Annotated in this window: 15 protein-coding genes; 10 read left to right on the top strand and 5 right to left on the bottom strand. The window is 67.0% G+C overall.

The genetic code is table 11. The annotated features are described in order from the left end of the window. Position 1: 1 nt before the first annotated feature. Positions 2-1,369, bottom strand: a complete 1,368-nt coding sequence (locus G0A00_RS20395) for a PAS domain-containing protein (protein ID WP_164214252.1) — start codon at positions 1,367-1,369, stop codon at positions 2-4. 285 nt (positions 1,370-1,654) lie between these two features. On the opposite strand from G0A00_RS20395, the gene G0A00_RS20390 reads away from it, so the two are divergent. The 3 genes from G0A00_RS20390 to G0A00_RS20380 all read left to right on the top strand — a co-directional run bounded on the left by G0A00_RS20390 (position 1,655) and on the right by G0A00_RS20380 (position 5,292). Then, entirely contained in the window at positions 1,655-2,812 is a 1,158-nt protein-coding gene (locus G0A00_RS20390; RefSeq protein ID WP_164214251.1) for an alpha-hydroxy acid oxidase, read from the top strand. A gap of 297 nt (positions 2,813-3,109) precedes the next feature. Further along, complete coding sequence (locus tag G0A00_RS20385; protein WP_164214250.1) at positions 3,110-3,988, top strand: transferrin-binding protein-like solute binding protein; 879 nt, start codon at positions 3,110-3,112, stop codon at positions 3,986-3,988. Beyond that, the gene (locus tag G0A00_RS20380; protein ID WP_164214249.1) at positions 3,985-5,292 is read left to right on the top strand and encodes a tetratricopeptide repeat protein; all 1,308 of its coding nucleotides are present in this window, start codon (positions 3,985-3,987) and stop codon (positions 5,290-5,292) included. The genes G0A00_RS20385 and G0A00_RS20380 overlap by 4 nt, the downstream gene beginning before the upstream one ends. 48 nt (positions 5,293-5,340) lie before the next feature. Here G0A00_RS20380 and G0A00_RS20375 read toward each other — a convergent pair whose 3' ends face one another. After that, complete coding sequence (locus G0A00_RS20375; protein WP_164214248.1) at positions 5,341-7,020, bottom strand: alpha/beta hydrolase fold domain-containing protein; 1,680 nt, start codon at positions 7,018-7,020, stop codon at positions 5,341-5,343. A gap of 648 nt (positions 7,021-7,668) precedes the next feature. Here G0A00_RS20375 and G0A00_RS20370 point away from each other — a divergent pair. Continuing rightward, positions 7,669-8,646 carry a DUF3578 domain-containing protein gene (locus G0A00_RS20370; RefSeq protein WP_164214247.1) on the top strand — a complete coding sequence of 326 codons (978 nt, stop codon included), beginning with the start codon at positions 7,669-7,671 and terminating at the stop codon, positions 8,644-8,646. 23 nt (positions 8,647-8,669) lie between these two features. Here the strand turns inward: G0A00_RS20370 and G0A00_RS20365 are convergent, their stop codons facing one another. Continuing rightward, positions 8,670-10,187, bottom strand: a complete 1,518-nt coding sequence (locus G0A00_RS20365; protein WP_164214246.1) for a peptide MFS transporter — start codon at positions 10,185-10,187, stop codon at positions 8,670-8,672. A gap of 258 nt (positions 10,188-10,445) precedes the next feature. Here G0A00_RS20365 and G0A00_RS20360 point away from each other — a divergent pair, with 258 nt between their 5' ends. The 5 genes from G0A00_RS20360 (at position 10,446) to G0A00_RS20340 (ending at position 15,968) form a co-directional block, all read left to right on the top strand. After that, positions 10,446-12,047, top strand: coding sequence for a UbiA family prenyltransferase (locus G0A00_RS20360; RefSeq protein ID WP_164214245.1), 1,602 nt, complete (start codon positions 10,446-10,448; stop codon positions 12,045-12,047). Continuing rightward, positions 12,044-12,505: a GtrA family protein gene (locus G0A00_RS20355; protein WP_368667728.1), complete on the top strand. Its 462-nt coding sequence runs from the start codon at positions 12,044-12,046 to the stop codon at positions 12,503-12,505. The genes G0A00_RS20360 and G0A00_RS20355 overlap by 4 nt, the downstream gene beginning before the upstream one ends. Then, positions 12,502-13,863: an FAD-binding protein gene (locus G0A00_RS20350; protein ID WP_368667727.1), complete on the top strand. Its 1,362-nt coding sequence runs from the start codon at positions 12,502-12,504 to the stop codon at positions 13,861-13,863. Before G0A00_RS20355 ends, G0A00_RS20350 begins: the two co-directional genes overlap by 4 nt. Beyond that, positions 13,860-14,600: an SDR family oxidoreductase gene (locus tag G0A00_RS20345; protein WP_164214244.1), complete on the top strand. Its 741-nt coding sequence runs from the start codon at positions 13,860-13,862 to the stop codon at positions 14,598-14,600. Before G0A00_RS20350 ends, G0A00_RS20345 begins: the two co-directional genes overlap by 4 nt. Before the next feature lie 66 nt (positions 14,601-14,666). Continuing rightward, the gene (locus G0A00_RS20340) at positions 14,667-15,968 is read left to right on the top strand and encodes a glycosyltransferase family 87 protein (protein WP_164214243.1); all 1,302 of its coding nucleotides are present in this window, start codon (positions 14,667-14,669) and stop codon (positions 15,966-15,968) included. A gap of 395 nt (positions 15,969-16,363) precedes the next feature. On the opposite strand, the gene G0A00_RS20335 is transcribed toward G0A00_RS20340, so the two are convergent. Both G0A00_RS20335 and G0A00_RS20330 read right to left on the bottom strand, forming a co-directional pair. Beyond that, positions 16,364-17,473, bottom strand: coding sequence for a ParB N-terminal domain-containing protein (locus tag G0A00_RS20335; RefSeq protein WP_164214242.1), 1,110 nt, complete (start codon positions 17,471-17,473; stop codon positions 16,364-16,366). Next, a complete protein-coding gene (locus G0A00_RS20330; RefSeq protein ID WP_164214241.1) occupies positions 17,470-18,774 on the bottom strand; it encodes an AAA family ATPase in 1,305 nt (434 codons plus the stop codon). The genes G0A00_RS20335 and G0A00_RS20330 overlap by 4 nt, the downstream gene beginning before the upstream one ends. 721 nt (positions 18,775-19,495) lie before the next feature. On the opposite strand from G0A00_RS20330, the gene G0A00_RS20325 reads away from it, so the two are divergent. After that, on the top strand, positions 19,496-20,179 hold the full coding sequence (locus tag G0A00_RS20325) for a hypothetical protein (protein WP_164214240.1): 684 nt from the start codon (positions 19,496-19,498) through the stop codon (positions 20,177-20,179). Positions 20,180-20,355: the final 176 nt, after the last annotated feature.

The following is a 20,355-nucleotide window of genomic DNA, read 5'->3' as shown; positions in this document are numbered from 1 at the left end:
GTCACGGGCTCAGCGGGAATTTCACGCTCCACGTCAGACCCTCGCTCGAGTAGTCCGCCTCGATCTCGCCGCTGAGCGTGGATTGCAGCATCGCGCCGGTCAGCGTCGAGCCAAAGCCCTTGCGCGAGGGCGGCAAAACCGCCGGGCCGCCGCGCTCGCGCCAGACGATCTGCAACTCGGTGCCGTCCGGGGAAACCTGCCACGCGATCGTCAGCTTGCCCGCCTCATTCGACAGCGCGCCATATTTCACCGCGTTCGTGGTCAGCTCGTGGAACGCCAGCGCCAGCGATTGGGCCGCCGAGGCCGGGATCACCACATCCGGCGCGCCGCGCAGAATGATCCGCGTGCCGATCAGCTCGGCAAAATGCGGCAGTTGCGAGCGGACCAGCGCCTCAAGTTCGATGTCCTGCCAGCTGCGCCGCACCAGAAGATCCTGCGCCGCCGACATGCTCTCGAGACGGCTCTGGAACACCGGCAGGAAATCATCGGGCCGCGAGCGCGCCGTCTGCCGCGAGATCGCCAAGATCAGCGAGACGAGATTCTTGCTCCGGTGGTTGAGCTCATGCAGCAGCGCGTCGATGGTCTCCTGCGCCTTGCGCGCCTCGGTGACATCCTCGACGATGGCGGCCAGCCCGGACACACGGCCCGCAGAGCGGATCGGAAAGAAATGCTCTTTCCAATAGCGCCGCTCGGAGGGCCGGGCCGGGGTGCAGCCCGAGATCTCCACATCGCGCTTGGCGACGCCGCTGTTCAGGATCTCTTGCAGCAGGCTGGTTACGCCGTCGATATCGACCACCTCGGGCAGCAGTTCCTTGGGGGTCTTGCCGATGTGCACTTCGGGCGCCAGACCGTTCATCTCGGCCAGCAGCGGGTTGATCTTCACGAACCTCAGATCGCGGTCCCAGATGCCGATGCCCACGGGCGCGTCGTTGAACAGCGCGTCGATCACATCCGCCTCTTCCATGCGCCCGTCGCCGCGCGCCGCCGGAGCCGCGCCTTGGCCTGCGGAAAAGGTCGAGGCATCGACCACATCGGTCACATCCGTCTCGACCCCCGAAAGCTTGACCGCAGCCCCCGTCGCATCGCGGACCACCACGCCCCGATCCAGCACAAAGCGCAGCCGTCCATCGGGGCGCACGATGCGGAACCTGTGCTCAAAACGCTCGGCCTTGGCGCAGACCTCCGCCATCTCTTGGCGGATGCGGGCGCGGTCCTCGGGGTGCACCGAGGTGAAGAACCCCTCGCCGCGATCCGGGGCCTGCGTCAGCCCATAGAGCGCCAGCAGGCCCTTGCTCCACAGCAGCCGGTCGCCGGAAAGATGCCACTCATAGCTGCCCGTCCCCGGGATGACCTCGTCAATATCCAGCACGGTTTGTTCCAAAGTGCCCCCTCGGCTGTTCTCCAGAACTCCATCTGTGGTCGCGGCGGTGCCAAATAAAGGCCAGCGCGAAATTTGACCCTAGCTGCAATCATGTGGGGTAAAAAGGACGGAGTTGCGTCAACCCGCAATTTCACGCGAGCGTTAAAAGCGCTGCCCGCGAATGCACCGAACAGACCCGAACACAGACCGGGCGCGGCCCGGCACCGGCGGTCGGTTTGAGTGTTTCCAGTCTCTGCAAAGCCTACTAGGGTCAGCCGCGGATGGAGGGACCCGATGACCAAGCTGCTGAGCCTCAACGATTTTGAAACCCCGGCCCGGCGGCGCCTGCCGCGGCCGCTCTTTGGCTATATCTCCGGCGGCACCGAGACCACCGCCGCCCGCGCCGACAATCGCGCGGTGTTTTCGGAACACCGTCTGGTGCCCCGCGTGCTGCGCGGCGTCGAGGGGCGCAGCCTGACCCATCCGCTCTTTGGCCGCGACTGGCAGGCGCCTTTTGGCATCGCGCCCATGGGGATCGTCGCGCTGATGGCGCGCGACGGCGATGTGGCCATGGCCCGCGCCGCGCAGGCTGAGGGCATCCCCTATTGTCTCAGCGGCTCGTCCCTCACCCCGCTCGAGCGGGTGCGCGAGGCCAATCCCGACGGCTGGTTTCAGGCCTATCTGCCGGGCGAGGATGACCGCATCCGCGCGCTGATCGAACGGGTGCGCAAGGCGGGCCACGAGACGCTCGTGCTCACCGCCGACACCGCCGTTCTGGCCAACCGCGAGAACAACATCCGCTCGGGCTTTTCCACGCCGCTGCGCGTCTCGCCGCGGCTGCTGTGGGATTTCGGCCTGCGCCCGCGCTGGGTGTTCGGCACCTTCCTGCGCGGCCTGATGACCCACGGCATGCCGCATTTCGAAAACTCCTTTGCCGAGCGCGGCGCGCCGATCGTCTCGCAGCGTGCGGCGCGCGATCACGGGCGCAAGGACCATCTGAACTGGCAGCATGTGGCGCTGATCCGCGATCTGTGGAAGGGGCGGCTGGTGATCAAAGGGCTGCTCTCGCCGCTCGATGTGGCCGAGGCACGCAAGCTGGGCTGCGATGGCGTCATCCTGTCGAACCACGGCGGGCGGCAGCTTGATTACGCGATCAGCGGCGTGCGCGCGCTGTCGGTATCGCGTGAGGAAGCTGGCAGCATGGCACTGATGGTCGACGGCGGCATCCGGCGCGGCACCGATGTGGTCAAGGCGCTGGCGCTGGGGGCGGATTTCGTCTGGGTCGGGCGGCCCATGCTTTATGCCGCGGTGATCGGCGGCGAGGCCGGCGTGACCAAGGCGATCGGCATTCTCAAGCACGAGCTGCACCGCGACATCGGCCTGCTGGGGCTGATGAGCCCCACCGAGGTGTCGGCGGCGCATCTCGAAACCCCACCGCCGCCGCGCGGGTGAGGCGCGGCCAGAGGGGTGTCGCACGGGGGCTTTGGGCGCTGCAAACACAGCTTCTGATTTTTCGTTGCCGCTGTGGAAACAATCAGAAGTAAACTGCACGCCAAACAGGCAAGGATATTTACAGACTCATAAGGATTGTGCTTTGCTCCTCAAATGAGCCCTGCAGGGGCGCAAGATTTAGATTTCTGCGGTTTCTTTTCGCGCGGCCAATTTCCGGCCAGCCCATGGGACACCGTTCATTAAAGGCGCGGCCCTGCACCGTAAGTTACTGATTACAAATAATTTTTGTGAGGAACTATGAAGTATCTTGTTGCTGGTGTCGCCGCCGTGTCGCTGTTGTCGGCCTGTGGCGGAGGTGGAAGCGGTTCAAGCAGTTCCACCGATCTCTCTGATTTCGTTTCATTCATCGAAAATGGCTCTGCCGACGGCACCTATGCGGCCAGCGGCATGGGCATATCGACCCATTACGTCACCAATGCCGACGGAACGGTGACCTCGGTCGAAACGCCGGTCTCGGACCGCGAGGTCGACGCCTCGCTGACCTTCGAGGATGGCGAGCTGGACGCGGTCAGCGTCGAAACCCCCGATGGCACGCTCACCTTCTCGCGCAGCGCGGGGGACACTTTCATCCTGCAAGAGGGCGCGATCACCGCGGTCAGCCCCGACGGCGACAGGGTGATGGTTGCCGCCGATCCGTTCCAGCAGCGCTATGAGTACCAAAGCTACGGCACATGGCAGACCGGGCTGACCGGCACCACGCGGCTGGCGGGCGCAGGCTCGATCGGCGCGCGCACCAGTGCCAGCCAGATGCCCAGCAGCGGCACCGCCAGCTACTATGGCGACAGCACCGGGCAGGTGTTCACCGATGGCGCGGTGGCAGTGACCACCTCTTATATCGCCGTGGACACCGATTTCGACACCGTCGAGGTCTATAGCTCGGAAACCATCACCGCCGATCCGATCACCGGGGTGATCACCGGGTCGCGGCCCGATCTGGACTTCTACGCAGAGGGCAGCGTTTCCGGCACCGGCTTTGCCGCAACCATGGACACGGGCACGCTGACCGGCACGGTCGACGGGCAGTTCTATGGCCCGGATGCGGCTGAGGTGGGGGGCACCTTCTCGGGGACCTCCGCCGACAGCACCTATATCGGCGCGTTCGGCGCCATCCAGTGAGTGTGGCCCGCATAGGCCCCCGTGCGGCGGCGCGCCGCACGGTCCTGCCCCGCGTCGCCACGCTTGCGCTTCTGGCGCTGCTTGGCGGCGGGCTTGTGGCTGGCACGGCGCGGGCGCAGGACATGGCCCCCGCCGCCACCCCAGAAGCCACCCCCGCCCCCGCGCAGATCGAGGCGAGTTTCCAGCAGGCGATGACCACCCGCGACCCCGAGGCGGCGGTGCGGCTGCTGCGCCGCATCCTCGCGCAGGATCCGGGGCTGGTGCGGGTGCGTCTTGAACTGGCGCGCGCGCTCTTCGAGGCCGGGCAATATGCCCGCTCGCGTGAACAATTCCGCATCGTGCTCTCCAGCCCCGACCTGCCGCCGCAGGTGCGCGACAACGTGCTGCGCTTCATGCGGGCGATCGACGAAAAGCGCGGCTGGCGCGCCGAATACAGCATCGGACTGCGCGCGCCGCGCGGTGCCGGGCGCAGCTATGACACCGACAAGTTCGATTTCGACCTCGGCGACGGCCCCCTGCCCTTCGTGATGAACCGCCCCGATCCGCCGCTGACCGGGCTGGCGCTGAGCGGCGCGGCGCGGCGGCAATGGCCGCTGGCCACGCGCATGGGCGGCGCCACGCTCACCGCCTATCTGCGCGGCGCGGGCGAGATTTACGAGACCGAGGGCGACATCTTCGACGAGGCCAGCGCCGAGCTGGCCGCCGGTCTGCAGTTCACCTGGCCGCGCAGCACCGCCTATCTCGAACTGCTGGCGGGCACCGATTACGACGCGTGGGAGATGACCGAAGAACGCCTCGGGCTTGGCGCCGGGATCAGCTGGCGCAGCGCCTCGGGCCTGACCACCGCGCTCGAGGCCGAGCTGATGGACGTCACGCTTGGCGGCTTCGAGGGCGAGGATGTCACCCGCGCCAGCGCCAGCGCCACGGTGATCAAGCCGCTTGGCGGGCGGGCGCAGATCGCCGCCAGCCTCTCGCTGCAGCATCAGGCGGCGTGGCGCGACGATCTTTCCTATGATTACGCCGAACTGCGCCTCGGCGGGCGCACCGAGGTCGGCGGCGGCTTTCTGCTGGAGCCGTCGGTCTATGCGCTGGCCTTCGAGCAGGTGGCGGCGGGCGCGGGCTTTTCCGAGACCCGCTCCGAACGCGAATACGGGCTGGAGCTGCGCATCGACAAGACCGACACATTCGTCTTTGGCCGCCTCACCCCCTATGTCGAGATCGCGGCGGCGCGGCGCAACAGTTCGATCGACGCATACAGCTATCGCGAGTTGCGCATCGGGGCGGGGCTGAGCAGCGCGTTCTGATCCCCGCTGCTCCCCCTGCCCCGTTGATCCCCCCTGCCCCGCCGCAGGTCACTCGCCCGCGACGCTTTTGCCCGCCTGCGAGCGCAGCCAGCCGCCCATGCCGCGCAGCCGTTCCTCGGCGACGGTCCCAAAGCCGATGGCATGCAGATAATCGCGCACCAGCCCGCTGCCCGGCTCCACCGCCACCGCCACCCCTGCGGCCTCCAGCGCCTCGGCGTAGGCGGCACCGCTGTCGCGCAGCGGATCATGCTCGGCCAGCGCGATATAGGCCGGCGGCAGCCCGGCGTGCGAGGACGCCAGAAGCGGCGCAAGCTGCGGGTCGCGGGTGCGCTGCCGGATGTCGGGGCAATATTGCTCCTGCGCCGCCATCAGCTGGTCGAGCGTCCACAGCGGCCCCTCGCGGTTGACCTGCGCCGAGGGCCGCGTGATGTCGAAATCGCAGATCGGATAGATCAGCAATTGCGCCGCCAGCGGCACGCCCGCGTCGCGGCAGCGCAGCGCGGTGACCGCCGCGAGGTTGCCGCCCGCGCCATCGCCGCCGATCGCCAGCTTGGCCGGGTCGATGCCCAGCATCTCGTGCTGCGCCTTGGCCCAGGCGACCACCGCGCCGATCTGCTGCAGCGCCGCCGGATAGGGCGCCTCGGGGGCCAGCGCGTAATCGGCCGAGATCACCAGATAGCCCGACAGCGCCGCCAGCCGGGCGGTGATGTTCCAATGGGTCTCGGGGCTGCCCTGCCGCCATGCGCCGCCATGCAGATAGATCAGCGCCGGCAGCGGCTCGGGCCCCTCGGGGCGGAACAGGCGCACGCGCACCGGCTCGGCCTCGCTGTCGATCCAATGCTCCTCGTCGGTCTCGACCCCCTCGGGGCTGGGCAGCCGCAGCGAACGCGAGACCGACTCGAAATGCAGCCGCCGCGTCGCCGCATCGCCATCGGTCGGAAGGCTCGCCCATGTGGCCTCCCATGTCTCGCGGAAGCGGTAGATGTCGGGATGGATCACCCGCGTCTCGGCAATGGGCTTGGCCGAGGCTTCCTCGACCGACAGCCCCGGTTTCATCACGAAGCGCAGCATCATGTCGCCCACATGGCGGCGCAGCTGCTGCTGGCCCTTGGGGGTGAAAAGATCATCGCCGAACAGGCTCGCGAAGGTCGCCCGGTTCGACACGTTGAACACCGCCAGCGCCGAGATATGCCAATGCAGCTCCAGCGCGGTCAGCCCGCGGCGGAACAGCCCGGCGGCGCAGCCGCGCTGATAGATCTCGTCCAAGAGCCGGATCGCCGAGATATTCTGCCCCGCCATATCGCCATCGCTTTGCATGTGGCGCGCGTCATGGATGTTCTCGACCATCACCAGCCGGACGAAATCGCGGTCTTCGGCGTGGTGGTCAAAGGTGAACTCCGCCAGCCGCCGCAGCGCCTCCACCGGGTGCAGGCTGGCCAGTTCCAGCTCGTCCTCGGCGCCGCGCATCCGCGAATAGGCCTCTTGCAGCACCGCCCGGTACAGCCCCTCCTTGTCGCCGAAGTAATAGTAGATCATCCGCTTCGAGGTCTCGGTGCGCGCCGCGATGTCGTCGATCTTTGCCCCGGTCAGCCCGTGGGCGACAAAGGCCTCGCGCGCCACTTTGAGGATATTGGCGCGCACCGCCTCGGGGTTCTGCTTCCAGTTGCGCCGCGCCCGGCTGTCACCGTTCGGTCCGGGCTCGCGTTTCTTCACGCTGACGTCCTCCATCAAATGTTCTCCAATCAAATACTGCGACCGCAGACTCGGGCTCCCTGTCCGAGCCGGGCCCTTATGGGACCCGAAGATGCCGCTCTCCGCGCGCAGGCGGGCCCGTCGAAGGGCGGCAGGCAATCGGCTGCGGTGACGTCTGGTGGTCCGGTTAAATGGTCCGGGGCACGCTGAAATTAAGGTTATGAACGGGTTCGTACAAAGTAAGATCGGTCAAACGGGTTTGGTCCAGAAGACCTCCGCCGCCCTCTTTTCGCCCCATAAACGCGGGCGAGTCACAGCGGGCGCGGACTGCTGTGATGCCACCAGATTTGCGCGGTGGCTACCCTAAAGTATATCGAAAATCGGCGCCGACAACGAGAGCGTTGCGCGATTGTGACCGCCGCGAACAAAGCGCGACAGGGTTTTTGCCCCGAAATGTCCCGGGCTGCCCGCGGCTTGGGCAGCGCGCCGAAAGCCTCCCCTCAGCCGTGCCGCCCGGTGTCTTCGGCGGCGAGCGCATCCGGTCGGCAGGTCTGCGCCTTGCAAAAAGCAACACCGTGATGCGCGACCACACGTAAAGAGCACCCCAATAACTTGTGCCTCGCCGAAAGCTGCCTAAGCTCTCAGATGTGGTTAATGACATGTGTGGTTATTGAAAGGTGTAACATGCTCGCGTCTCAGCTTTCTCGCTTGGCAACGGAATACACTTTTGAGCGCGCGAAGCCGTTCAGCGGATCATCCTTCGGCGACTTCGTTCGGCATGACATCGCGATTGAGGCCAAAAAGCTTCTTACGTTCTGGCCCTTTGATCTGAAGGTTACCGCCAGCGTCGGCAGAGGCGTTTGGGCGTCCGTACCGTGGCTTGGCTTTTTTGACCCGCTGATCACCGAGAGCGCCACAAAAGGGTTCTACGTGGTCTATTTGATCAATCCCGACGCGCAGACATTCACGCTGTCGATGAACCAAGGCACGACGTCGATCTACAATGACTTTGGCCAAGCCCGTGGGCGCGAAGTACTCAAGCGAAGAGCGCGAGACATGGCTGATCGTGTGCCGGAGTTCGCAAAGCAATTCTCGGAAGCGCCGATTGACCTGGGCTCTGACGCTGATCTGCCGGCCGGTTATGAAGCAGGGCATGCGTTCGGCAAAACGTATCAGGCCTTCTCTTGCACGGATGACGAGATCAGGCAGGACCTTCATCAAATGCTCCTCGCCTACGAAACGCTTGTAAACCGCGGCGGCACGACGCCGAGCGAAGCAATGCAAGAAGAAGCAGGAGGAAAAACGATCGAGGAAACCCGGCGTTACATCCTCTCGCGGCGGATCGAACGCTCATCGAAAGTCCGCAAAGACGTCCTCAAGTCCAAACCGCCTCTCTGCGAGTGCTGCGGCCTCGACCCAAAGCTAGATTACGGCTTCAAAGGCCCAGCCCAAGAGATGCCGCTTGATGTGCATCATGCAGCACCTTTACGGGGCCTCGCCGAAGGAGAAACCCGCCGCTACCGCGTGCCAGAAGATTTCATGGTTCTCTGCCCGACATGCCACCGGATGATTCACAAGCTGGATGATCCATCCGACCTGGCGAAGCTGAAACAAAAGCTGCGCTTTAAGATTGCACGCGAAGTGGCGTACTTCACAGCCTAGGGGAGTTGGAGAGCCCCCTCCCCTCAGCCGTGCCGCCCGGTGTCTTCGGCGACGGCGAGGCTTTCGTTGCCCGACAGCGCCCAGCGGGTCAGCGGGCGGGCCAGCGCGATCAGCACCAGCCCCGCCACCGCGCTGCCGGTGAACAGCCCGTTGAACAGCCCCGGCAGCTCCGAGGGCGTCTCGGTGTCCATGCCCGCCGCCAGCAGCCCGGCGATCAGATTGCCGAGCGAAGCGGCGAGGAACCAAAAGCCCATCATCTGGCTGGTGAACCGCTCCGGCGCCAGCCGCGAGAAGGTCGACAGGCCCACCGGGCTCAGCAGCAGCTCGGCGCAGGTGTGGATGAAGAAGGTGCCGATCAGGAACAGCGCCGAGACCTGCACCCCGGTCATCGCCACTTTCGCCGCGGGCACCAGCAGCCAGAAGCCGAGGCCCACCAGCACCAGCGCCAGCCCAAACTTCACAAAGACCGAGATCTCCCAGCCGCGGTCCTGCGCCCGCGTCCAGAACCATGCAAAGAGCGGCGTCAGCAGGATGATGAACGCCGGGTTGAGGTTCTGGAACCACGAGGCCGGCACTTCAAAGCCCATCAGGTCGCGCCGGGTCAGCTCGGCGGCGAAGATCGACAGCGACGAACCCGCCTGCTCGAAGCGCGACCAGAAGAGCGCGGCGGCGACAAACAGGATCGCCAGCACGATCATCCGCTTCTTCTCGTCCCCCGACAGCTCGCCCGCGATGTAGATGTTGAGAAAAAAGCCCACCGCCACCGTCACGATCAGCACGCCGGTGGCCTGCGCCACGCCCTCGGCGCTGCGCACGTCCAGCACCCCGGCGGCGATCAGCGCGCCAAGGATCAGCACCACCGCCGCCGACAGCCCAAGGCTCACCAGACGGTCGCGCCCCGCCCCCGCCGGGTCTTTCTGCGGCGGGCGCGCGCCCTTGCCGCGCAGCGAGCCGCGCCCGGCGTGCAGGAAGTTCAGCAGCCCCAGCAGCATCGCCACCGCCGCCGCGCCAAAACCGTAGTGCCAGCCCCAGACCTCGCCCAGATAGCCCGCGACAAAGCCGCCGAGGATCGCGCCGATGTTGATGCCCATGTAGAAGAACGAGAACCCGGCGTCGCGCCCGCCCACATCGTCCTTGGGGTAAAGCTCGCCGACCATGGTCGAGATATTGGGCTTCAGCAGCCCGGTCCCCAGCGCGATGCAGACCAGCCCGGCGAGGAATATCCACGCGGTAGAGCCCGAGATCGCCAGCAGGATATGCCCAAGGATGATCACCAGCCCGCCCACGGTGATCGCCCGCCGCGCGCCCCAGAACCGGTCGGCGATCCAGCCGCCGGGCAGCGCGAGGATATAGACCGCCGCCGAGTAGATGCCGTAGATCGCCACCGCCTCGGAGGTCTGCATCCCCATGCCGCCGGTCTCAACGGCGTCGATGAGGTAGAGCACGAGAATGGCGCGCATGCCGTAGAAGCTGAACCGCTCCCACATCTCGACGAGGAAAAGCGCGGGCAGCCCGGCGGGGTATCTGGCAAATCTGGACATGGAAAAGGCCTGAACCGGAAACAATGGCGCGAGACTAGCGCCCAAAATGCCACAGGGCGAGTAATTTGGCCATTTCTCGCGCGTGACGAGCGGCAGCCTGCCGACCGCGCCCCGCGCTGCCAGAGCCCGCCAGAGGACCGCTCAAGAAGGGCTCCCCAGAAGATGGCGTGCCACACTTCCCGGAAATATCCCCTAGGCGGCCAATTTTCGCCCCATTTCCCCCATTGGTTGTGAGCTGTCAGTGTGAGGGGTTGGACGATGATCAGTTCGCAGGTTACCGGGTTCACCGCGGCAGAGCAGCCGCTTGAGAGTGGCACCAATGTCGTGGCGCTGCGCGGCGCGCTGGCGCCGCAGTTCCAGCCCGAGCCCGACATCGACACAAGCCCCGACCTCGACACCCCCCGCGAAACCCTCAGCAGCCCCGGCCTGCTGGTGGTCGATCTCGACGGCACCTTGGTGCACACCGACACGCTGTTCGAAAGCTTCTGGTCCGCGCTTGGCCGCGACTGGCGCGGCGCGCTCGGCGCCGCCCGCGCGCTGCTGCAGGGCCGCGCCGCGGTCAAGCACAGCCTCGCCCAAGCCGCCGCTCTCGAGGCCGAGCATCTGCCCTATGACCGCGCGGTGCTGGCCTATATCGAGGCATGGCGCGCCGAGGGCGGCCGCGCGGTGCTGGTCACCGCCGCCGACCAAAGCATCGCCGATGCGGTCGCCGCCCATACCGGGCTGTTCGACGAGGCGCATGGCTCGGACGGGCAGACCAACCTCAAGGGCGCGCGCAAGGCCGCCTTCATCACCGCGCGCTGGGGTGCCAGCCGCTTTGCCTATATGGGCGATGCCAGCGCCGACCTGCCGATCTGGCAGCACGCCAGCCGCGCCATCACCGTGAACGCCCCCGCCGCGCTGCGCCGCCGCTCTGAACGTGTGGCGCAGCACACCGAACATATGCGCACCCGCGGCTTCGCGCTGCGCCCCTATCTCGATGCCCTGCGCCCGCATCAATGGCTGAAGAACCTGCTGGTCTTCCTGCCGATGCTGGCGGCGCATCAGATCTCCGCCGGCAGCCTCGGCCATGCGCTGGCCGCCTTCGCGTCGTTCTGCCTCGTCGCCAGCGCGGTCTATGTGCTCAACGACCTGCTCGACCTCAACTCCGACCGCGCCCACCCGCGCAAGCGCGCCCGGCCCTTCGCCTCGGGCCGCCTGCCGATCGCCCATGGTCCGGCGATGCTGCTGGCGCTTGGCGGCGGCGGGCTGGGGATCGCCATGGCCATGGGCCCGCAGATGCTGGCGGTGATGACCGGCTATATGACCCTGACCACCGCCTATTCGCTCTATCTCAAACGTGCGGCGGTGATAGATATCCTCGCGCTCGCAGGGCTTTACACCATGCGCATGGTGGCGGGCGCCGTGGCGCTCGGGATCGAGCTTTCCGCATGGCTCGCCGCCTTCTCGCTGTTCTTCTTCTTCGCGCTGGCGGCGGTGAAGCGACAGGCGGAACTCGTCGACCACAAGGCGCGCGGCAAGTCCGCCCCCGCCGGGCGCGGCTACAGCACCGAGGATCTGCCGATCATCACCATGGTGGGGCTTGGCTCGGGCTATCTGTCGGTGCTGGTGATGGCGCTTTACGTGACCTCGCCCGCGGTGCTGGCACTCTACTCGATGCCGCAGGCGCTTTGGGGGATCTGCGCGGTGCTGCTCTATTGGGTGACGCGCATGGTGCTGCTCACCCAGCGCGGCCAGATGCATGATGATCCGGTGGTCTTTGCCGCCCGCGACCGCGTCAGCCATCTTTCGGCGCTGGCGATCCTCGGCTTCGGCCTCTGGGCGGCGCTTGGCGAGACGCTCTGGGCCGCCCTGACGTGACCCGGCTGAGCCTGCCCACGCTGGTGCTGCGCTATGCGGGCTTTGCCCTGCTGGCGATGGCGGCCAACCTCGGCACGCAGCGCGCGGTGCTCGCCTCTGGCGACCCCGAGCAGCTGCTGCTGCCCGCCATCGCGCTTGGCACGCTGATCGGGCTGGCGGTGAAATACGCGCTCGACAAGCGCTGGATCTTCCACGACCGCGGCACCACGCCCGTGCCCCGGCAATTCGCCCTCTACAGCCTGATGGGCCTTGCCACCACGGCGCTGTTCTGGGGCACGGAAACCGCCTTCTGGCTGCTCTGGCACAGCGATGCGGCACGCGAGCTTGGCGCCGCGCTGGGGCTGACCGTGGGCTATGTGGTGAAATACCGTCTCGACCGGCGCTTCGTCTTTGCCGTAGCAATGACGGGTGAGGACAGCAACGAGACCCCGCGAGAGGGGCAGGAGCAGGCGGCGTGAAACTGACCGGTTGGGGGCGCTTTGCCCCGCGCGACACCGCGCTGGAGGCCCCGCGCGATGCTCAGGCATTGCGCGCCCTGCTCGCCCGACCCACAGCCACCGAAACAGCAGCCACCGACAAAGCACAGGGCGGCGCCATCGCCCGCGGCAACGGCCGCGCCTATGGCGATGCAGCGGTCGGCGCGCAGACCACGCTGTCGACCCGGCACCTCAATCGCATGATCGCCTTCGATGCGCAGAGCGGCCAGCTGGTGGCCGAGGCCGGGGTGCTGCTGTCGGATGTGATCGACGCTTTCCTGCCGCGCGGCTGGTTTCCCATGGTCACCCCCGGCACGCGCTTTGTCACCTTGGGCGGCATGGCGGCGGCGGATGTGCACGGCAAGAACCACCATCTGGACGGCAGCTTCCGCGCCTGCGTCGACTGGCTCGACCTGATGGGCCCCGATGGCGAGATCCGCCGCTGCAGCCGCACCGAGAATGCCGAACTGTTTGACTGGACGCTGGGCGGCATGGGGCTCACTGGGGTGATCCTGCGCCTCGCGCTGCGGCTGCGCGCGGTCGAGAGCGGCTGGATCGGCCAGACCACCCTGCCCTGCCCCAACCTCGATGCGGTGCTGCGCGGCTTCGAAGAGCATGAGAGCGCCCCCTATTCCGTGGCATGGATCGACTGCCTTGCCAGCGGCGGCGCGCTTGGCCGCTCGCTGCTGACGCTGGGCCACCATCTGCCGCGCGCCAAGCTTGAGGCCGCGCAGGCCGCCGACCCCTTCGCCAGCGCCAAACGCGGCGCCCACAAGCTGCCCTTCGATCTGCCGGGCTTTGCGCTCAACCGCCACAGCGTGCGCGGCTTCAACGCGCTCTACTACCGGCGGGGCTGCGCCGCCGCGGGCGCGGGCGTCACCGACTGGCAAAGCTATTTCTACCCGCTCGACGCGATCCTCGGCTGGAACCGCATCTATGGCCGCCGCGGCTTTGTGCAGTTCCAATGCGTGCTGCCCGACGCCAGCGCCCGCGCCGGGCTTGCCGCGCTGCTGAGCGCCACCGCCGAGACCGGCTGCGCCTCCTTCCTTGCGGTGCTGAAACGCTTTGGCGCGCAGGACGGCGCGTTTTCCTTTCCCATGCAGGGCTACACGCTGGCAATGGATTTCCCCGCCAGCCGCCGCGCGCTGGCACTGCTGGACCGGCTCGACGCCATCACCCTCGACCACGGCGGGCGCTTCTATCTGGCCAAGGATGCCCGGATGCGCGCCGAGACCCTGCACCGCGCCGATCCGCGCGCCGCCGATCTCGCCGCGCTGCGCGCCCGCGCAGGCATGGCCGCTCCGCTGCAATCGGCCCTTTCGCAAAGGCTTTCGCTATGACCTCTCTTCCCCCCGTCCTGATCCTCGGCGCGCGCTCGGACATCGGTCTGGCGGTGGCGCATCGCTTCGCCGCCGCGGGCCATCCGCTGCAACTGGCCGCGCGCCACGCCGACACGCTCGAGCCCGAGCGCGCCGATCTTGCCCTGCGCCACGGGGTGAGCGTGACCCTGCATGAGTTCGACGCGCTCGACACGGGCGGGCATGGCGCTTTTGTCGAGGCGCTGCCGCAGCTGCCCGGCATCGCCGTTTGCGCCGTCGGGCTGATGGGCACGCAAGAGCACAGCGCCGCCGAGCCCGAGGCCGCCATCGCGGTGCTGCGCAGCAATTTCGAAGGCCCCGCCATCATCCTCGCGCATCTCGCCAACCGCTTCGAGGCGCGCGGCTCCGGCACGCTGGTCGGCATCAGCTCGGTCGCGGGCGAGCGCGGGCGGGCGACGAATTACGTCTATGGCGCGGGCAAGGCCGGGTTCACCGCCTTCCTGTCGGGGCTGCGCAACCGCCTCGCCGGGCGCGGTGTGCAGGTGCTGACGGTGCTGCCGGGCTTTGTCGCCACCCGCATGACCGAGGGCATGGATCTGCCGCAAAAGCTCACCGCCGCCCCCGAGGAAGTGGCCGAGGCGATCTTCCGCGGCTGCAGCAAGGGCCGCGACGTGATCTATGTGCGCCCGATCTGGCGGGTGATCATGGCGGTCATCCGCGCCATCCCCGAGCGGGTGTTCAAGAAGCTGAGCCTCTGACCCCCCTGCCCTGCCCGCTTTAAGCCTCTCCAGCCGATCCAAAGCCTCGACCCAAGGACCCGCCCGATGCAAGACAGCTCCCCCGCCCTCGCCGAGACCGCCCTTCCCGGTGCCCGCGTCCCCGGCGAGCCGGTGCTCTTCCGCCTCAGTGCCATGAGCCGCGCGGTGCTGATGGCGATGCTGTTTGCGATGCTGCTCTTTGCCACGGCGCAGCATATGGGCGGGCTGTTCGGCAAGGACCCTCTGTTCCTCGATTTCAACGTTTTCTACATGGTCGGCGAGTATGTCTGGCAGGGCCGGGTTGCCGAGACCTATGATTTTGGCCTTTTCGCACCGGCGCAGGACGCGGTGAACGGGCCCGATCAGGGTTTCATGCCATGGACCTATCCGGCGCAGATGGACCTCTTCGTCGCGCTGCTGGCGCTGCTGCCGCGCTGGCTTGCTTATTTCGCCTTTGCCGCCGGGTCGCTGGCCGGATTCCTCTGGGTGCTGAAAAGGCTCGCCGGGGTGCATTTCGACGCCGCGCTGGTGCTGGTGCTGCCAGCGCTGATGGTGACGCTGCTGACCGGGCAGAACGGCATGATGACCGCCGCGCTGGTGGGCAGCTACGCGCTGCTGGCGCTGCGCGGCACCGGTTCTGGCTCTGGCACCGGTTCTGGATCGGCGGGCGTGCCGCTGGGGCTGATGGCGATCAAGCCGCATCTCGCCGTTGGCCTCGCCTTGCACGCGCTGATGACAAGACGCTGGAAGGTTCTTGCGGTCTCGGTGGCCGTCACCCTCGCCGCGGTCGCCGCCGCCACGCTGGCCTTCGGCCCCGGCATCTGGGCCGTGGTGGCGCAGAGCGCGCGGGACTCCGGCGCCTATCTGGCCGAGGGGCGCTATCCGCTGTTCCGCATGAGTTCGGTCTACGCCGGGTTGCGCAACTCCGGCGCCTCCGCCGATCTCGCCTTCGCCGCGCAGGCCAGCGTGGCGACGCTGGCGCTCGGGCTGGTGGCGGCGCTGGCGCTGCGCCGCTGGCAACCGCGGCGGCTGCTCGGCGTGGCGCTGCTGTCGAGCTATGCGGTGAGCCCCTACAACTACGACTACGACCTCTGCGCGCTGGGGATGGCGCTGGCGCTGCTGCTGCCCGACGCCGCACGTTTCGCCGGGGGCACCGGGAAGATCGCCCTCGCGGTCTGCTGCTGGAGCGCCTGCGGCCTCGCGGTTTTCGGCGCGTCGGTGCCCGGCCGGTTCGACAGCCTGATGGCCGCGCTGTCGATGCGCGGAGAGTTCCCCTCGATCGCCACGCTCGGCTATCTCGGGGCGTTCGGGCTGCTGCTTTGCTACGCCGTGAAGGGTGAGCGGGCCGCGCGCGCGGGGACATATTGATTTAACATAATACATGAAAGACGCCCGCTGTCCCCGCGGGGACAGTCACGGATTGAGCGCCCATGCCGGAGCATGAAGGGGCTCTGCCCCCGTCCGCCAAAGGCGGACTCCCCCGGGATATTTATGCCAAGAGGAAGGGCCGATGCCCTAGGTGTCCCCGCCGCTTCGTCTAGATGAAAATATCCCGGGGGAGGCCGCTGTGCGGCCGGGGGCGGAGCCCCCGTTTTCACCCCTGTCCCCGCGGGGACAGAGCGCTGAGCCCTGGGCCAGACCTGGGCCGCGCCGGGTCTCGAACTGGGTCTTGCACTGGGTTTTGCGCGGCACCACACAGGCACAAAAAAACCCCTGTCCCCACGGGGACAGGGGCGATGCCCTGCTGGCCATGACGCGCCGCGTCAGTCGTCGAGCGCCGCCATGAAGGCTGCCACCGCCGCCTCCAGCCGGTGCCGGTCGATGCTCGAGAAGTCCCGCTCCATCGCCAGCTCCACCTTGCCGTCGCGCGCCGCGCAGCGGACTGTCCCCGCGGGGACAGTGCAGCGCAGCGTCGTCTTGGCGGCGGCATTGGCGCTGGACCCTTTCGGCTTCGGTGCCGCCTTGGGCGCGGATTTCACCGCGTCGGTCAGCCGCGCCATCTCGTAATCCGACGAGACCTCGCCCTGCCCCGCCAGCATGGTTTTCAGCCCCGCCGAGAAACCCGGCTCGTCACCCATGCGCTTCACCAGATCGAGACCCAGCTGCCGCGAGATCGCCTCGGGGTGGCGCAGCTCGCCGCCGAGCTCTTCGAGCAGCGTGGCGAAATGGCGGATATAGCTGCGCTTCTGCCGCCCGGCGGAGGCGTAGAGCAGGGTGATCGCCTCTTCGATATCATCGGTGTCGGTGGCCGGATCGCGCGCGAAGCTCAGCGCCAGCTGCGCCATTTCGGCAAAGGAGATGCCGCGGCGCACGAGGTTCTCATCGACCATCTTGCGGTAGAGCCCCACCAGCGCCTCGCCCGAGGCGACCAACCCGGCGGGGATGCGGGCGTAGGCCTCGTCGCCGGTTTCCGCATAAAGCTCGCGGAAGGCCGACAGACGCCGGAAGCCCTGCACCAGTTCGAAGTGATCGCCCACCGGCTCCACCCGGATCGGGTTCGACAGGCCGACCTCGCGGATCGAGGACTTGAGTTCCTCGATCTCGGGGTCCGGCCCGGCGGCGCGGTCGCGGGTGAGCTTGGTGGTCAGCACCGCGTCGATCGGCACGAGGTCGGTGATCAGCCCTGCCCGCTTCAGCCGCACATAGTCATGCGCCAGCCGGTCGTTCTCTTCGCGGATCGCGCGCTCGGCCTCGGCGCGGTCGCGCAGCGCTTCGGCGTTCTCGCTGATCGCCGCCGCCATCGGGCCGCGCCGTGTCCCCGCGGGGACAGCGGGCCGCGCCGACTCGTCACTCGCGGTCTTGCGCCCGCCGCCGGTGTAGACCCCATCGGGCGTTTCAGGAAAGTCGATGTCGAAACCGCGTCGCTTGCTCATGCCTCATCCTCCAGCTTGTCCCACGCGGTCAGCACGTGGCTGCGGAACTCCTCATAGGCGCGGTCGAAAGAGGCGCGCGCCCGGCGCCATGTCTCGCGGGTCATCTCGCGATAGTCGATTTCATAGATCGAGCTGAGGAAGCGGCCGGATTGCTCGACGGCGCGGGTCATCTCGATCGGGTGTTCGGTCATCCTCTCATCCCAGACCTTCTGGAAAGCTTGCCGCATCGCGCGGTGCAGGTCATTGCCGCTCTCGTAGCGGGTCAGCAGGAAGCGCACGTCGAGGAACGCCTTGGGCAGGGTGAGTGTCCCCGCGGGGACAACGCCTTCGAAGCCCGACAGATCGCCGAGCGCTTCGCTGAGCTGGCCGATGAAGGAGGTGGTGGAATCATATTCCCAATAGCCCGGCCCCGAGGGGATATAGAGCATGTCGGCAGCGAAGACCGCGTTCATGCTTTGGTACCCGATGGCGGGCGGGCAGTCGAAGATCACCAGATCGTAGGCATCGGGCGGCAGGCTGTCGAGGTAGCGGCTGACCGCGGCAAAGAACGACCACTCGGGGTTGAGGTGCCGGTACTGCGCCGAGGCGAACTCGACAAAGGCCGCATTGGCGCAGGAGGGGATGATGTCGATCGTCGGCCAGGAGGTCGGCTTGATGAAATCGGCGGCGCGCAGGTCGCGCAGCCCCATGGAGGTGATCGCCTCGGGCAGCCGCCGCTCGGGCAGGGACGAGCCGCTTTCCGCGCCGCGGGTGGCGGCGTTCATCCGCTCGGTCTCGCGGATCAGGTCGCGGGCCATGATGCCCCAGACGGTGTATTCCTCGGTGATGTCCGACAGGCCCATGGAGTGGCTGAGCGTCGCCTGCGGATCGAAGTCGACGCAGAGCACCCGGTAGCCATCAAGCGCGGCGGCATGGGCGAAATGCAGCGCCACGGTGGATTTGCCCGCGCCGCCCTTGAAGTTCGAGATGGCGACGCGGAAGGCACGCTTGTTCGCGGGGCGGGGCGGCATCAGACTCTTGCGGTTGACCTTCAGCTTGCGGCGGATCTCGTTGATCTCTTCGAGCGAGTACCAGCGCTGGCGGCCATCCTCTTCGACCAGCCCCTGCGGCAGATGCGGGTCGGCGGCCATGCGGCCGCGCAGGGTGGATTGGTTCACCTGCAGGATCAGTTCGGCCACCTCCCAGCTGGAGAACCGGCGCAGGGTCTTTTCCATCTCGGGCGAGAAGGTCTGCTGCCGGATCCATCCCTGCATCTTCAGCGACTGCGCCTGCAGCCGCGCAAGGTCTTCATGTGTAAACATCCTGCCTCCTGTCCCCGCGGGGACACCTTCATGTTGTCGCGCCACTGCGGACGCTTTGCCTGCTGTCCCCGTGGGGACACTCTTATCTCTGTCCCCGTGGGGACAAATCGGACCTGTCCCCGTGGGGACACTTGCGATCTGTCCCCGCGGGGACAGGGTCGGCTGCGCCGGTCCGGGAGGGGTGTTGCGCCTGGTGTCCCCGCGGGGACAGTTTGGCGAAACCTCTGGACGCTAATTTCCGATGGGCTGGAATTTACGCCGAATTTGCATTCAAGGCAAAAGCTAATACTCTCTTATAAGGCATTCGCGGAAATCGTGGTTTTGCCTGTGTCCCCAGCGCCGCGGACCCTTGCAGCAAAGGGAGTCCGATTCGGCCTCGGCCCCGCGACTCACCCGGAGTCAGGGTCGGATAATGGGGGACACTTTCTGCGGCTCCCCCACATATTGGGGGACATTTTTGGCGAAATAGGGGACTCCCTGCGTGTCCCCCTATACCAGACTACCGATATTTTCATTCGAAAATGGGTTTGGGTCTGGAGCCAAAACGGACCCCGGCTTGACAGAATCGAGAAAGCGGACGCAAATGGCACAAGCTCGGGAAAGAGCGTTGCGTTTTCACCCAGACCACCGCACGCTGTTCCCGGCAAAGACGCAACGGGCCGAAAGAGCCCGCATACTCGAGGCACCGCACAGAGGCGGCAGGAAACACGAGGGCAGGGACATGCTTGCCACGAAAGCGGCCGGGCGCAACGCCGCCGCGATGAAATACGACCTGCTCACCGTCATGGGAGCCTATGCGCTGGCGCAGGACAAGGGCCGCCAGCGTCTGGTCCTGCGGCTGATGACGCTGGTGACCGCGCGCTACAATTGGGCCCGCGACGAACTGGCCGTGGGCCAGCGCGAGATCGCCCGGCTGTGGCTGGTGGACGAGCGCACGGTGAAACGCGAGATGGCCAAGCTGCGCGCCATGGGCTGGCTCAAGGTGAAGCGGCAGGGCGCGCGCGGACGGGTCAGCGAATATTCCCTCGCCATCGAGCGCATCCTCGAAGACAGCCGCACGCGCTGGGGCGACGTGGGCCCCGATCTGGAACAGCGGCTCAGCGGCAGCGAGCCGGCGGATGAGAAAGTGGTGCCTCTCCCGGTGAAGGGAAAAATTCCCGCGCCCAATCTGGCGGATGAAAGCGAGTGGGGTCTGGCCCGCGCGGTGCTGCATGGCGAGGACCCGGCGCTTTATGCCGCGTGGTTCGCCGCGCTGGAGCGGCGCGAGAGGGCAGGGGGGCGGCTGGTGCTGATCGCGCCCTCGCGGTTCCACGCCAGCTATGTCTCGGGACATCTGGGCGCGCGCCTGCTGAGCGCCTGCCGTGCCGTCGATGGCGGCGTGGATGAGGTGCAGGTGGTCACCTGAGGCTTAGCACTCTCGCGGCGGTTTGAGCCTGCGCAAACTTCTGCCGACCCAAGGCTCTGAGTTGACGTAGGCGCGGGTTCCGCGCACTCTGTCCCCATTCATTTTTCGGCCAATTTCGGTCGCATTTATTTCACTACCGCTTTTGACCGATTCATTTTTGTAGATTTCGGAGGCAC

This window comes from Salipiger sp. PrR002 (genome assembly GCF_010500775.1).
Taxonomy (GTDB): Bacteria; Pseudomonadota; Alphaproteobacteria; order Rhodobacterales; family Rhodobacteraceae; genus Salipiger.
This window is presented reverse-complemented; position numbering and strand designations above follow the sequence as displayed.

What these genes read in the sequence shown, in the direction of transcription:
- G0A00_RS20340 (WP_164214243.1), top strand. Translation starts at nt 14,667, where the DNA reads ATGCAAGACAGCTCCCCCGCCCTCGCCGAGACCGCCCTTCCCGGTGCC.
- G0A00_RS20345 (WP_164214244.1), top strand. Translation starts at nt 13,860, where the DNA reads ATGACCTCTCTTCCCCCCGTCCTGATCCTCGGCGCGCGCTCGGACATC.
- G0A00_RS20325 (WP_164214240.1), top strand. Translation starts at nt 19,496, where the DNA reads ATGCTTGCCACGAAAGCGGCCGGGCGCAACGCCGCCGCGATGAAATAC.
- G0A00_RS20360 (WP_164214245.1), top strand. Translation starts at nt 10,446, where the DNA reads ATGATCAGTTCGCAGGTTACCGGGTTCACCGCGGCAGAGCAGCCGCTT.
- G0A00_RS20390 (WP_164214251.1), top strand. Translation starts at nt 1,655, where the DNA reads ATGACCAAGCTGCTGAGCCTCAACGATTTTGAAACCCCGGCCCGGCGG.
- G0A00_RS20335 (WP_164214242.1), bottom strand. Translation starts at nt 17,473, where the DNA reads ATGAGCAAGCGACGCGGTTTCGACATCGACTTTCCTGAAACGCCCGAT.
- G0A00_RS20365 (WP_164214246.1), bottom strand. Translation starts at nt 10,187, where the DNA reads ATGTCCAGATTTGCCAGATACCCCGCCGGGCTGCCCGCGCTTTTCCTC.
- G0A00_RS20330 (WP_164214241.1), bottom strand. Translation starts at nt 18,774, where the DNA reads ATGTTTACACATGAAGACCTTGCGCGGCTGCAGGCGCAGTCGCTGAAG.
- G0A00_RS20370 (WP_164214247.1), top strand. Translation starts at nt 7,669, where the DNA reads ATGCTCGCGTCTCAGCTTTCTCGCTTGGCAACGGAATACACTTTTGAG.
- G0A00_RS20375 (WP_164214248.1), bottom strand. Translation starts at nt 7,020, where the DNA reads ATGGAGGACGTCAGCGTGAAGAAACGCGAGCCCGGACCGAACGGTGAC.
- G0A00_RS20385 (WP_164214250.1), top strand. Translation starts at nt 3,110, where the DNA reads ATGAAGTATCTTGTTGCTGGTGTCGCCGCCGTGTCGCTGTTGTCGGCC.